This is a genomic window from Pelagibacterium sediminicola (assembly GCF_003390885.1).
Taxonomy (GTDB): domain Bacteria; phylum Pseudomonadota; class Alphaproteobacteria; order Rhizobiales; family Devosiaceae; genus Pelagibacterium; species Pelagibacterium sediminicola.
Map to the genome: position 1 here is coordinate 33,183 of NZ_QMEL01000004.1, position 12,876 is coordinate 46,058.

Below are 12,876 nucleotides of genomic sequence, written 5' to 3' on the forward strand. Positions count from 1 at the left end.
GCGCCCTCCTCTGCATTTCCCGTGGGGGAATGCCGACAGACCGTGCGAAAAAACGTCAACGGGTTCAACCATTTGGCCGAACCGATAACGGCAAACCGACGGTCTCGGGTGCTTGTCCCGCGCGAGAAACCCGCTGCGGGAATGCGCGGGTTTTATGGGGCAACCCCCGGAAAGTCAAGCCTTTGAACCGCGTTAGTCCTTTTTCTGCGTCCGCGCAGGATTGGCCCGCTCATGGCGCCGGTCCAGTGCTGCCACCACGCCCCGAAGCGTACGCACCTCCTGGGCGTTGAAACCGGCCTTGGCAAACATTGCGTGCATGTTGTCCATCATGCCGGGGCGCTTGTCGGGGGTTTTGAAGAATCCGGCGCGGTCCAGCGCCTCGCCCAACTGCTCGACCAGCCCGATCAACTGGTCGCGCGGTGCGGGTTCGCCCAGGTCTTCCGCTATCGGCAGCGGCATGCCGGCAAGCGCCACCCGCCGCCATTCATAAGCCAGGACCAGCACCGCCTGCGCGATATTGAGCGAGGCGAAGGCCGGCTCGACAGGGAGCGTGACGATGGCGTCGGATATGGCGACCTCTTCATTGGTCAGCCCCCACCGCTCCCGGCCAAAAAGAATACCTGCCTTTTCCCCCGCGCCGATATGGGCGCTGAGCCTTTCCGCCGCCACATCGGGTCCGATGACGGGTTTGTACATCTCGCGATTGCGTGCCGTGGTCGCCAGAACCAGCGTAAGGTCGGTCACCGCCTCGGCCAGCGTATCGAACACCTGGACCCGCTCGATCACATGGGTGGCCTTGGCGGCAGCGGCCAATGCCCTTTCGTTAGGCCAGCCATCGCGCGGGTTGACCAGCCGCAAGTCCCACAGCCCGAAATTGGCCATCGCGCGCGCCGCCGCGCCGATATTTTCGCCAAGCTGCGGCTCGACAAGGATGATCGCGGGCGTGGGGCGGAAGATGAATTCTTTTGAGGTGTCGGTTCCGGCCATCGGGATTCCCTTCGTTGCGCGCGGCTTACGCGCCCTTATCGCCGGAATCAAGATTGCCGCTGCGCGCGCACCATGCCAGCATGCACCCATGGGCAAACCCGAACTCGATACCATGGAACACTGCGCCTGTTCGAGCGTGTCGGTCACGGCACGGGGCCGCGTGCTCTCCATGCTCGTCTGCTCCTGCCTCGACTGCCGCAAGGCCACCGGCACGGGCCATTCAGGCATCGCGATCATGCGCAGGGAGGACGTAAAGATTTCGGGCAAGACCCGGCATTTCGACCGGCTCGCCGATTCAGGCGCATGGATTTGCCGCCATTTCTGTCCCGTTTGCGGAACACCTGTCTTTGCAACGACCACGCGGTCCCCTACCCTTGTCCTCCTGCCGGTCGGCCTGTTCGACAATCCGAACTGGTTCGCCCCGACCCAGGCCATCTTCTCACGCACCCATCTCCATTGGGACACCCTGCCTGAAGGGATCCCGCAATATCAAAACTATCGCCCGCAATAGGCCGGAGATGATCTGGATCAATGCGAGCCCGTCTCCTCAGGGCAACAAAGAAACCAATGGCGGGTTGCAACCGGCATATCCGGGCCTACCTCATCCTTGATCACTCAAAAATGAAGGAATTTCCATGCTTTACGTTGACACGCCCACCTTGAAGGATTTCACCGCCCTCAATGCTGTGCGCGCCGATGCCTGCGTTTCGATCTATCTGCCCACCACCCCCGTCACCCAGGACATGGACGCCGCGATCATCGAGTTGGGCAACCAGATCAAGGCAGCGCTGAATCAGCTCGAAGCCTCGGGTTTCGACAAGCGGCGCCTCGCGGCCTTGTCCGAACAACTCGACGATCTTCTGGACGACGATGAATTCTGGCGCTTCCAGGCCCACTCCCTCGCCATTCTGGCCACCCCCGACACCATCCGCACCTTCCGGCTCGCCAATCGGCTCCAACTCGCAATCGAGGTCGCAGACCGCTTCTTTCTAAAGCCCCTGCTGCGCGCCATTACGTTTCCGCACGATGCGTTCGTACTCGCCATCTCCGAAAATGACGTGCGGCTGATCGAGATGTTCCCCGACCTTCCGCCGCAGCACATCAATGTTCCCGATCTCCCCAAGGACGCCGCAAGCGCTGTAAAAGTCTCCTCGCTCAACAACCGCACCTCGATGCGCCGTGTCATGGGGTCCGAAGGCCAGAAGGTCCGCCTGGCCCAATACGCCCGGCAGGTCGACGCCGCCTTGCGCCCGGTTCTGGCGGGACGGGACGTTCCGTTGATCCTGGCGGCCAATGAGCCGGTCGCCGCCATCTTCCGTTCGGTCTGCAGCTACCCCAACCTGTTGCCCGAGACCGTCGCGGCAACCAATGACCGTTCGAGTGAGGCCGAAATCGCGGCAGCCGCGCGCCCCGTCCTCGATGCCGCCTACACGCGCCAGATCGAGGAGATCAAGGCTCTGTTCGCCAGGCGCGAAAGCGACCGTCGCACCACCACCGATATTTCGGATGCGGCCCGGCTGGCGACATTCGGTGGCATCGAAACCCTGCTCGTGGATATGGACGACGTGGTGCACGGCACCATCGACGATGAGACGGGAGCGGTGACCTTCGGAGAAGAGGGGCCGGAAACCTACGGTATCGTCGACGAGATCATAGGCCGGGCGCTGGCCAGCGGCGCACGGGTACTCGCCGTACGGCGCGGCGAGGTTCCCGGCGGCCAGGCCCTCGCGGCAACGCTTCGGTATCCGCTTTAAGGCCAATCGGGGCGGCAGTGTGTGCCAGCAGGCACCGCAGTACCCCTCATCCGACCTTTCGCTAACGCGAAAGCCCACCTTCTCCCTCAAGGGGAGAAGGGAAAACCCGGCGGATGTTGCAGCTTTTGAGCCCCCCTCTCCCCTTGCGGGAGAGGGGTTGGGGGTGAGGGGTGCAGCGATGCTGCTACCAAACAAAGGCCCCGCCCTTCGCCACCGGGCAATGCCCCGTTCTCGGTCGGCGCTTTGCGCTTTGGCCAGTCAATGGTATAGGGGCGCGGATTTCAAAGCCCGGAGTCCGGGCTGTTCCCCATGAGAAAAAACAGCGCGGAGTTATTAATGAGCAAGATCAAAGTCGCAAACCCGCTTGTCGACATCGACGGCGACGAGATGACCCGCATCATCTGGCAGGCCATCAAGGACAAGCTGATCCATCCCTATCTCGACATCGATCTTGAATATTACGACCTTTCGGTCGAGCACCGCGACGCCACCGACGACCAGGTGACCGTCGACGCCGCCCACGCGATCAAGAAGCACGGCGCGGGCGTCAAATGTGCCACCATCACCCCCGACGAGGCGCGCGTCGAGGAATTCGGGCTCAAGAAGATGTGGAAGTCGCCCAACGGCACCATCCGCAACATTCTGGGCGGCGTCATCTTTCGCGAACCGATCATCTGCCGCAACGTGCCGCGCCTCGTGCCGGGCTGGACCCAGCCCATAGTCGTCGGACGCCATGCTTTCGGCGACCAGTACCGCGCCACCGACTTCAAGTTCCCCGGCAAGGGCAAGTTGACCATCAAGTTCGTGGGCGAGGACGGCGAAGTGATCGAGCACGAAGTGTTCGACGCGCCCGGCTCAGGCATCGCCATGGCGATGTACAACCTCGACGATTCCATTCGTGACTTTGCCCGCGCCTCGCTCAACTACGGGCTGATGCGCAACTACCCGGTCTACCTTTCGACCAAGAACACCATCCTCAAGGCCTATGACGGGCGCTTCAAGGACATCTTCCAGGAAATCTACGAGGCCGAGTTCGAGGAAAAGTTCAAGGAAAACAAAATCTGGTACGAGCATCGCCTGATCGACGACATGGTGGCCGCGAGCCTCAAATGGTCGGGCGGCTATGTCTGGGCCTGCAAGAACTATGACGGCGACGTGCAGTCCGACACGGTCGCGCAGGGCTACGGCTCGCTGGGCCTGATGACCTCGGTGCTGATGACTCCCGATGGAAAGACCGTCGAGGCCGAGGCCGCCCACGGCACGGTGACCCGCCACTACCGCCAGCACCAGCAGGGCAAGGAAACCTCGACCAATTCGACCGCCTCGATCTTTGCCTGGACCCGTGGCCTCGCCCACCGCGCCAAGCTCGACGACAACGCCGAACTGGCGCGGTTCGCCGCGACGCTCGAAAAAGTCGTGGTCGACACCATCGAGGGCGGCCAGATGACCAAGGACCTCGCGCTGCTCGTGGGCCCCGATCAGCCCTGGCTGTCCACCATCGGCTTCCTCGATGCCATCGACGCCAATCTCCAGAAGGCGATGAGCTGACACATTCCCCTTCGGTCATTGCCCAACACACCGGGCAATGACCGGATCCATATGAAAATCCTCAAGCGGGGTGTATCGCCCCGCTTTTGTTTCCGCGCGGCAATCTGAATGACGCCCCCGGGCACGGGGGACCGAGCAACTCGGGCCTGCCGTCAAGACGCCGCAGAACCGGTTTTGATGGAAACAGCCTGCCAGGACATTTGGGGTTGGATCAGGCTGGATTTCGGAAACGAGACCCGGCATGACATTGGCCGCTTTGGCCGATACCCGTCTCATTCCTGCTTGTCACCCCGCGATTCCTGCCCGGGCGCAGACCGACCCCGCTCCAATAGCAAGAGCCTCGACGATCCCGTCAGGGTCTGACCTGCTTTATGGGGGGCTCGACGCCCGAACCGATCCAGCCTATAGGGATTCAGGTCGCATTCGCGCCGGCGGTCGTCCTCCAACCCGGTAACTCCCCGTGCCCATTGGCGTTCTTCTCGGCTTTGTTTCTTATGGCAGCTTTGCCTTTGGCGATGCTCTCATCAAGAGTTTCGGCGACTCCCTGTCGGTTTTCGAGATCGCGTTTTTCGTTACGCTGTTTTCATTCGTGCCCGCACTGGTGGTGAAGCCGCGTGGAGAGCGCTGGCGGGAGGCATGGCGGCTGCGCCATCCGGTGCTCACACAGATCAGGGGCCTGCTCGGCATCTGCTCGATGGTCCTGGTCACCATCGCCTTCACCACCATTCCGCTGGCCGAAACCTACGCGCTGATCTTTCTCACGCCTATTCTCGTCACCATCCTGTCGGTCGCGGTGCTGCGCGAAACCATGACACCGCTGCGCTGGGTGGTTCTGGCCATCGGGTTTGCCGGGGTGATGCTGGTCGTTCGGCCCGGATTCCGCGCGCTCGAAGCCGGCCATTTCGCTGCCATGGGCGCGGCGATCGCCGCCTCGTTCAGCGCGATCATCCTCAAAAAGATTTCCACCAATGAGCGCCGCGTTTCCCTGCTCGGCGTACTGCTGCTCTATGCGATGATCTTTAACGGCATCGCCATGATCCCCACCTTCCAGATGCCCACGCTCCATCAGTTCGGCGTTTTCCTGCTGATCGGGATTTTCGGCGGCACCGGCCAACTCGTGATGATCGCCGCGACCCGCCGCGCCGCTGCCAACCAGATCGCGCCCACCCAGTACAGCCAGATTTTCTGGGCCATCCTGCTCGGCGGCCTTTTTTACAACGAGTATCCAGACACCGTTGCCGTCATCGGCCTGATCATCGTCGTCCTTGCCGGAATCGGCACGCCGGGCGTCGAAGCCGCCCGCACCATCCTGGGCGCCCGCCTCGCCCGCTTCGGGCGGCAAAGGCCGCCGGTGGAGTAGCGGGTCGAGGCATCCCCAGTCCCGGCGATGGCCACCGGCGCGAACTATCCGGCCAGCGCCGCCTTGATCGCGGAAATCGCTTCGGCGGCTTTCGAGCCGTCCGGCCCGCCCGCCTGCGCCATGTCGGGACGCCCGCCCCCGCCCTGCCCGCCAAGCGCGGACGAGCCGACGCGGACCAGATCGACCGCGCTCAGTTTCCCGGTAAGGTCGTCGCTGACCCCCACGGAGATGCCCGCCTTTCCATCCTCGGTGGTGCCGATGATGACGACGACGCCCGAGCCGATCTGCTTTTTGCCCTGATCGACCAGCCCGCGCAGATCCTTGGGCTGCAGGCCTTCCACAACGCGCCCCATAAAGGCAACACCGTTGACCGTTTCGGATTCGGCGCCCTCGCCGCCCGAGCCGCCTCCCATGGCCAGTTTCTGGCGCGCATCGGCGAGCTGCTTTTCGAGCTGGCGCCGTTCCTCGACCAGCGCCTCCACGCGGGAAACCGCGTCGCGCGGGGTAACCTTGAGCGCGGCAGCAACCGCGCGGAGCTGTTCGCCCTGCTCGTTGAGCCAGGCCCGCGCCCCGTCCGCCGTCAGCGCCTCGACGCGCCGCACGCCGGAAGCGACCGAGCTTTCCTGCACCACGGTCACCAGCCCGATCTCGCCCGTGCGGCGCACATGCGTGCCCCCGCACAGCTCCATCGAATAGACATTGCCCGTCTTTTCGCCTTCGATGGCGGTGCCCATGGAAACCACGCGCACCTCATCACCATATTTCTCGCCGAACAGTGCCATGGCCCCCGCCGCCCGCGCGTCGTCGACCGCCATCAGGCGCGTTTCAACCGGCGCGTTCTGGAGCACGATGGCGTTGGCCAGCCGCTCGATCTCGGCCAGCTCACTCGCCGAGATTGGCTTGGTGTGCGAAAAGTCGAAGCGCAGCCGGTCAGGAGAAACCAGCGATCCCTTCTGTGCGACATGAGTGCCCAGCACTTCGCGCAACGCCTCGTGCAACAGGTGCGTGGCTGAGTGATTGGCGCGGATGGCCGTGCGGCGCGCGTGATCGACCTTGAGCGTCAGCGCCGCGCCCTGCGCAACGGTTCCCGAGACGACCCGCACGCGATGGGCAAAAACGCCGCCGGCTTGTTTGGTGGTGTCGAGCACTTCAAGCTCGGCACCTTCCCCGGTCATCGCGCCCGTATCGCCCACCTGCCCGCCGCTTTCGGCGTAAAACGGCGTCTGGTTGAGTACGACGAAGCCTTCATCGCCGGCATCGAGCGCTTCGACTTCCGCGCCATCCCTGATCAGAGCCACGACAGCGCCATCGCTTTCCTCGGTCTCATAACCCAGGAACTCGGTCGGCCCGGCGCGCTCGGCGACCGAAAACCATACCGCACCCGTTGCCGCATCGCCCGAGCCCGACCAGCTCTTGCGGGCCTCGGCCTTCTGCCTTGCCATGGCGGCATCGAACCCGGCCTGATCGACCCCGATTCCGCGCGCCCGCAACGCATCCTGCGTCAGATCGAGCGGGAAACCATAGGTGTCGTAAAGCCGGAACGCGGTATCCCCGGCCAGCGTATCGCCAGTAGACAGTCCCACGCTTTCCTCATCGAGAATCTGAAGCCCCCGGCTGAGGGTCTTGAGGAAGCGTTCTTCCTCGAGCTTGACGGTCTCGGCGATCATCGCCTCGCCGCGCGGCAGTTCGGGATAGGCCTGCCCCATCTCGCGCACCAGCGCCGGGACCAGCTTGAAGATGGCCGGCTGGGTGGTGCCGAGCAGGGTTGCGTGGCGCATGGCGCGCCGCATGATGCGGCGCAGCACATAGCCACGCCCCTCATTGGAGGGCAGGACGCCCTCGGCGATCAGAAACACCATCGAGCGCAGGTGATCGGCGATAACGCGATAGGAGGCGACGGTTTCGGGCGTCGGACTTTTGCCCACCGCCGATGCCGCCGCATCGATCAGGTGCCGGAACAGATCGGTCTCGAAAACGCTGTCGACCCCTTGCAGGATCGACGCCATGCGTTCGAGCCCCATGCCGGTATCGATCGATGGACGCGGCAGGTCGGTGCGCGATCCGTCCGCCTGCTGCTCGTACTGCATGAAAACGAGGTTCCAGAATTCGAGAAACCGGTCGCCGTCCTCTTCCGGCGTGCCCGGAGGGCCGCCCCAGATATGCTCGCCCCGGTCGATGAAGATTTCCGAGCACGGACCGCACGGACCGGTATCGCCCATCGACCAGAAATTGTCCGCGGTCGCGATGCGGATGATCCGGTCATCGGAAAGCCCGGCGATCTTTTTCCAGTGCTCGGCCGCCTCGTCATCGGTGTGATAGACCGTCACCAGCAGCTTTTCCGAGCCAAGCCCGAACTCCTTCGTCACGAGGTTCCAGGCCAGTTCGATCGCCTGTTCCTTGAAGTAGTCGCCGAACGAGAAATTGCCCAGCATCTCGAAGAAGGTAAGGTGCCGCGCCGTATAGCCGACATTATCGAGATCGTTGTGCTTGCCCCCGGCACGCACGCACTTTTGCGAAGTCGTGGCGCGCACATAAGGGCGCTTTTCGAGCCCGGTAAAGACGTTCTTGAACTGTACCATACCCGCGTTAGTGAACATCAGGGTGGGGTCATTCCGGGGCACCAGCGGGCTCGATGCCACCGCCTCGTGGCCGTTGCGGGCGAAGTAATCGAGGAAGGTGGATCGAATGTCGTTTACGCTGCTCATATCTCGCCCGGAAAGCCCTGTCCGCGACCCGTTTTCGCGCCGCTTGAATTTTGTCGTTCTCAGGGTCGCAATACCCTGATTTTTCTCGCCAAGCCTTCTATCGCGGCGAACCGGCCAGCGCAATGCCGGCTTTCCCCACCTTTCGCTTCTCCGGCGAAAGCCGGAGTCCATGTCTCCACCAACTGAAATACCGACGATTGCCGCAATGGATCCCGGCTGGAGTTTATCCTTGCGAAAGCGAGGACCGGGATAGCGAAGGAAGCGGGATGGCGAAAGTGGAGAAGAATTCGCCTTCGCCATAAACAAGAAAGGCGCCGGTTGCCCGGCGCCAGGAGGTCATTGGATCAAATCGGTTTAGGGACGATCAATCGTCCTCGCCGGCTTCGCCCGCCGTGATGAGTTCTGCAGCCAGTAGCCCCGCGCTTTCGCGGATGCCGGTTTCGATCTGCAGGGCAATCTCGGGATTGTCCTTGAGGAACTGGCGTGAATTCTCGCGCCCCTGCCCCAGCCGCTGGCTATCATAGGAGAACCATGCGCCGGACTTGTCCACAATCCCCGACTTGACGCCCAGATCGAGCAATTCACCGGTCTTGGAAATGCCCTCGCCATACATGATGTCGAATTCGACCTGACGGAACGGGGGGGCAAGCTTGTTCTTGACCACCTTGACGCGGGTCTGGTTGCCGATGGCCTCGTCGCGTTCCTTGATCGTGCCGATGCGGCGGATGTCGAGGCGGACCGAGGAGTAGAACTTGAGCGCATTGCCCCCGGTCGTCGTTTCGGGCGAGCCGAACATCACCCCGATCTTCATGCGGATCTGGTTGATGAAGATGACCATGGCCTTGGATTTGGAGATCGAGGCGGTGAGCTTGCGCATGGCCTGGCTCATCAGCCGCGCCTGCAGGCCGGGCAGGGAATCGCCCATCTCGCCCTCGAGTTCGGCGCGCGGGGTAAGCGCGGCCACCGAGTCCACCACCAGCACGTCGATGGCGCCCGAACGCACCAGCGTATCGGCGATTTCCAGCGCCTGCTCGCCCGCATCGGGCTGGGAGATCAGGAGATCATCGACATTGACGCCGAGCTTGCGGGCGTAGATGGGATCGAGCGCGTGTTCGGCGTCGACGAACGCGCAGATGCCGCCGGCCTTCTGCGCCTCGGCTACTACATGGAGCGCCAGCGTGGTCTTGCCCGAGCTTTCCGGTCCGAAGACCTCAACGATACGACCGCGCGGCAACCCGCCAATCCCCAGGGCGATATCGAGCCCGAGCGATCCGGTGGAAATGGATTCGACATTGACCGAGGCGTTCTCGCCCAGCCGCATGATCGAGCCCTTGCCGAAGCTGCGCTCGATCTGGCCGAGGGCCGCCTCCAGCGCCTTGTTCTTGTCCATTGCACCACCATCCACTACGCGAAGCTGTGAAACCGCCATCTCTCTCTCCTTATTTCACCCTGCCCCGCATACTGCGCCGGCGCTTGCCCGAAAACATCAGGTTTCATTTTTGTTCTCATTTTATTCCCCTTATGTCAAGGGACAAAATGAGAACGCGGGTGAAACGGAGCGAATGACGATCCGAAATGTTATGTTTAAAGGGATTCGGCTCGCCTCGAAAGGAGCGACACCGCCATGAACACGTCCAAACTCAGTATGGGCATAGCGATCGGTGTGGCCATCGGGGCGGCTATCGGCGCTTCAATGGACAATCTCGCCGTGGGCATGGGGATGGGGATCGCCATAGGCGTCGCGATCGGCATCGCCATGTCCTCGGGCGAGCCGCCGGCGAAAAAATAGCGCCTATTCGGCCTGCCCGCCCGTCCGGCCCGAAAGCACGTCCTTGACCTTGGAGTTGATCTGGTCGAGCGAATAGGGCTTGGGCAGGAATTCGACGCTCCTGTCGTCGGCCAGCCCCTGGCGCACGCTTTCCTCAGCGTAGCCGGAAACGAAGATCACCTTGAGGTCGGGATATTTCTTGCGCACCTCGACGAGAAGCGAAGGCCCATCCATCTCCGGCATCACGACGTCCGAAATCATGAGGTCCAGTTCCCCGTCGATCTCCTCGAGCACTTCGAGCGCTTCTTCGCCCGAGCCTGCCTCGAACACTTCGTAGCCCGTCACCGCCAGCGCCCGCGCCGAAAAGGCCCGCACGCTTTCCTCGTCCTCGACGATCAGTATGCGCTCGTTGCCGGTCAGATCCTTGACCGCCGCCGCCACCTGCTTGACCCGAACCTCCCCTTCGGCCGGAATGTGGCGCGGCAGGAAGATGCGGAAACTCGTGCCCCGGCCCATCTCCGATTCAGGGTAGATGAAGCCCCCGGTTTGCTTGATGATGCCATAGACCATCGAGAGCCCGAGCCCGGTCCCCTTGCCCATCTCCTTAGTGGAAAAGAACGGCTCGAAGATCTTTTCCATGACTTCCTGGGACATCCCCGTGCCCGCATCCTCGACTTCGACCAGCACATAGTCCGCCGCCGGCATGCCGCGATAATTGAGGGTTTCCGCCTCCGCCGCCTCCACGTTGCGGGTGCGCAGCGTCACCGCCCCGCCATTGGGCATGGCGTCGCGCGCGTTGACGACGAGGTTGATGATCACCTGTTCGAGTTGCACGAGATCGGCCCGTACCGGCCAGATATCGTGCCCGTGCTCGACCCCCAGCGTCACCCGCTCCCCGATCAGCCCCTTGAGCAGCACGGTGAGGTCATCGACATGCTGGGGAATATCGAGAATCTGCGGGCGCAGGGTCTGCCGGCGCGAAAAGGCCAGCAACTGCTTGACCAGCCCCGCCGCCCGGTTCGCGCTCTGCTTGATTGACATGATGTCGGAGAACGAGGGGTCGGACGGCTTGTGCTTGAGCAGCAACAGGTCGGAAAAGCCGATGATGCCGGTCAGGACGTTGTTGAAATCATGGGCGATCCCGCCCGCGAGCTGGCCCACGGCCTGCATCTTCATGCCCTGCGCGAACTGCTTTTCCAGCAGGCGCTGCTCGGTGGTATCGAGCGCATAAAGGATGGCCGCTTCCTCGCTGTCCCCGCCCTGCTCGACGCCGGAGATGAACATGCGGACGCTCCGCCCTTCCCCCTCGCCCGGCACGGTGGCATCGACATGGTCGATCTCGGATTTGTGCGCCTTGGCGGCGGCCAGCGCGGCCTGGAATTTTTCCGCATCGTCCTCTTCAACGAGCGAAGCGATATCGAGCCCCTCGATGCTCCTCTCGCCCGATGCCAGCCCGAAGATCCGCGTGAAGGGGGCGTTGGTGCGCAGGATGCGCCCGCCCGCATCGAGCGCGGCGATGGCGATGGGGGTATTGTTGAAGAACCGCGAGAACTGCACCTGGGCGGCACGCAGCGCCTCCTCCCCGTCCAGCGCCCGCGAGCGGTCGAGCACCACGGTGCGGGTTTCGCCCAATTCGCCCTCGGCCAGCCGGGCCGCGCGGTGCAACAGCCGCACCGGCAGGCTCGTGCCGTCCCGGCGCACCAGATCGATATCGATCGTCTCGGTGCGCACCGTGCCATCCTGCCCGCCCCCCATCAGGAGCCCCGCTCCGTCATTGGGAACGATCTCGCTCAAATCGAGATCGCCCGCCTCGAAGGCCGCAAGATCATAGCCGAGCCAGTCGGCAAGCGTTGAGTTGATATACTGGATGCGCCCGCCCGCATTGGCCGAAAAGAACCCCGCGGGGGCATGGTCGAGATAGTCGATGACCTTTTGCAGGTCGACGTAGAAATTTTCCTGCGCCTCGCGGTCGCGGGTGATGTCCTCTACCGTCCAGATGACCTTGCGCCCAGAGTCGCCCTCGAACTGCGGCAGGGCCCGCACGCCGACGCGGAGCCATTGCGCCCCGCCCCCGCCGCGCGAAAGCCTTATGTCCTCGATGATGGTCCGCCCGTCGCGCGCCGCGCGGCTGAGCCGGTAAATGGCCTCACTGGCCTCGGGGTGTCCGGCCAGAAGGCGCGGCACGCCCACCGGCACATCCCGCGACACCGCCTTTGAAAGCTCGGCATAGCGGGCATTGGCATAGGCGATCTTGCCGTCCCGGTCGGTGACCAGCGCGCCATAGGGCAGACTATCGACCACGGCGCGCGACAGCGTGCGCTTCTCCTCGCCCCCAACGAACCGGAACAGCCCCGCCGCCAGCGCAAACAGCGAAAACACCCCGATGACCGCAAGGAGCCCCAAAAACAGCAGCACCATGTCGGAAGACGCTGTTTCGCCCATAAGCGCAAAGATCACCGCGATCCCCACGAACAGGACCGACAGCCCCACGACCCGCCACAGCGCGCCGCTGGACGCGGTGCGCGAAACGACGGGTTCGGGATAGTTGTCCTCTCCGGCAGGGGCCACCGCCATGTCGATTATCCTCGCTGCGCCGCGCCGGGCGGCAAATACCGAATCAGCAAGCTCTATTGGTAGCAAACCCGGCTTTGGCTTGGGTAGTGCGGATGGCGCTTGCGGGTGCGTTTAGGCACGGTTTTCTTGGGGGGTCAGCTTGTGAATGCAGCCAAGACAATCTACATTAGGCGGCACCTG

9 protein-coding genes are annotated in these 12,876 nt (G+C 63.2%); 5 read left to right on the forward strand and 4 right to left on the reverse strand.

Features of this window, described 5'->3' with window-relative positions; genetic code table 11:
* Window positions 1-192: 192 nt before the first annotated feature.
* Window positions 193-987: an RNA methyltransferase gene (locus DQG18_RS08530; protein ID WP_116654025.1), complete on the reverse strand. Its 795-nt coding sequence runs from the start codon at window positions 985-987 to the stop codon at window positions 193-195.
* Here DQG18_RS08530 and DQG18_RS08535 point away from each other — a divergent pair.
* The 4 genes from DQG18_RS08535 to DQG18_RS08550 all read left to right on the forward strand — a co-directional run bounded on the left by DQG18_RS08535 (window position 956) and on the right by DQG18_RS08550 (window position 5,649).
* A complete protein-coding gene (locus DQG18_RS08535; protein ID WP_157970070.1) occupies window positions 956-1,498 on the forward strand; it encodes a GFA family protein in 543 nt (180 codons plus the stop codon). The genes DQG18_RS08530 and DQG18_RS08535 overlap by 32 nt on opposite strands.
* Window positions 1,499-1,622: 124 nt before the next feature.
* Entirely contained in the window at window positions 1,623-2,741 is a 1,119-nt protein-coding gene (locus DQG18_RS08540; protein WP_116653844.1) for a baeRF11 domain-containing protein, read from the forward strand.
* A gap of 336 nt (window positions 2,742-3,077) precedes the next feature.
* Window positions 3,078-4,289: an NADP-dependent isocitrate dehydrogenase gene (locus DQG18_RS08545; protein ID WP_116653845.1), complete on the forward strand. Its 1,212-nt coding sequence runs from the start codon at window positions 3,078-3,080 to the stop codon at window positions 4,287-4,289.
* A 460-nt stretch (window positions 4,290-4,749) separates the two neighbouring features.
* Complete coding sequence (locus tag DQG18_RS08550; protein ID WP_116653846.1) at window positions 4,750-5,649, forward strand: DMT family transporter; 900 nt, start codon at window positions 4,750-4,752, stop codon at window positions 5,647-5,649.
* Window positions 5,650-5,693: 44 nt separating this feature from the next.
* On the opposite strand, the gene alaS is transcribed toward DQG18_RS08550, so the two are convergent.
* Together alaS and recA are read right to left on the reverse strand one after the other, a co-directional pair.
* The gene (alaS, locus tag DQG18_RS08555; RefSeq protein WP_116653847.1) at window positions 5,694-8,354 is read right to left on the reverse strand and encodes an alanine--tRNA ligase; all 2,661 of its coding nucleotides are present in this window, start codon (window positions 8,352-8,354) and stop codon (window positions 5,694-5,696) included.
* 364 nt (window positions 8,355-8,718) lie between these two features.
* Window positions 8,719-9,783: a recombinase RecA gene (gene recA, locus DQG18_RS08560; RefSeq protein ID WP_116653848.1), complete on the reverse strand. Its 1,065-nt coding sequence runs from the start codon at window positions 9,781-9,783 to the stop codon at window positions 8,719-8,721.
* 195 nt (window positions 9,784-9,978) lie between these two features.
* Between recA and DQG18_RS16320 the strand changes: the two genes are divergently transcribed.
* Window positions 9,979-10,143, forward strand: a complete 165-nt coding sequence (locus DQG18_RS16320; RefSeq protein ID WP_198669715.1) for a glycine zipper domain-containing protein — start codon at window positions 9,979-9,981, stop codon at window positions 10,141-10,143.
* A gap of 3 nt (window positions 10,144-10,146) precedes the next feature.
* Here DQG18_RS16320 and cckA read toward each other — a convergent pair whose 3' ends face one another.
* Window positions 10,147-12,696: a cell cycle histidine kinase CckA gene (gene cckA / locus DQG18_RS08565; protein ID WP_116653849.1), complete on the reverse strand. Its 2,550-nt coding sequence runs from the start codon at window positions 12,694-12,696 to the stop codon at window positions 10,147-10,149.
* Between the last annotated feature and the right edge of the window lie 180 nt (window positions 12,697-12,876).

Bases quoted from the DNA above. Each gene is read 5' to 3' on its own strand.
- DQG18_RS08535 (WP_157970070.1), top strand. From the start codon at position 956: ATGAATTCTTTTGAGGTGTCGGTTCCGGCCATCGGGATTCCCTTCGTT.
- DQG18_RS08530 (WP_116654025.1), bottom strand. From the start codon at position 987: ATGGCCGGAACCGACACCTCAAAAGAATTCATCTTCCGCCCCACGCCC.
- DQG18_RS08540 (WP_116653844.1), top strand. From the start codon at position 1,623: ATGCTTTACGTTGACACGCCCACCTTGAAGGATTTCACCGCCCTCAAT.
- DQG18_RS08545 (WP_116653845.1), top strand. From the start codon at position 3,078: ATGAGCAAGATCAAAGTCGCAAACCCGCTTGTCGACATCGACGGCGAC.
- alaS (WP_116653847.1), bottom strand. From the start codon at position 8,354: ATGAGCAGCGTAAACGACATTCGATCCACCTTCCTCGATTACTTCGCC.
- recA (WP_116653848.1), bottom strand. From the start codon at position 9,783: ATGGCGGTTTCACAGCTTCGCGTAGTGGATGGTGGTGCAATGGACAAG.
- DQG18_RS16320 (WP_198669715.1), top strand. From the start codon at position 9,979: ATGAACACGTCCAAACTCAGTATGGGCATAGCGATCGGTGTGGCCATC.
- cckA (WP_116653849.1), bottom strand. From the start codon at position 12,696: ATGGCGGTGGCCCCTGCCGGAGAGGACAACTATCCCGAACCCGTCGTT.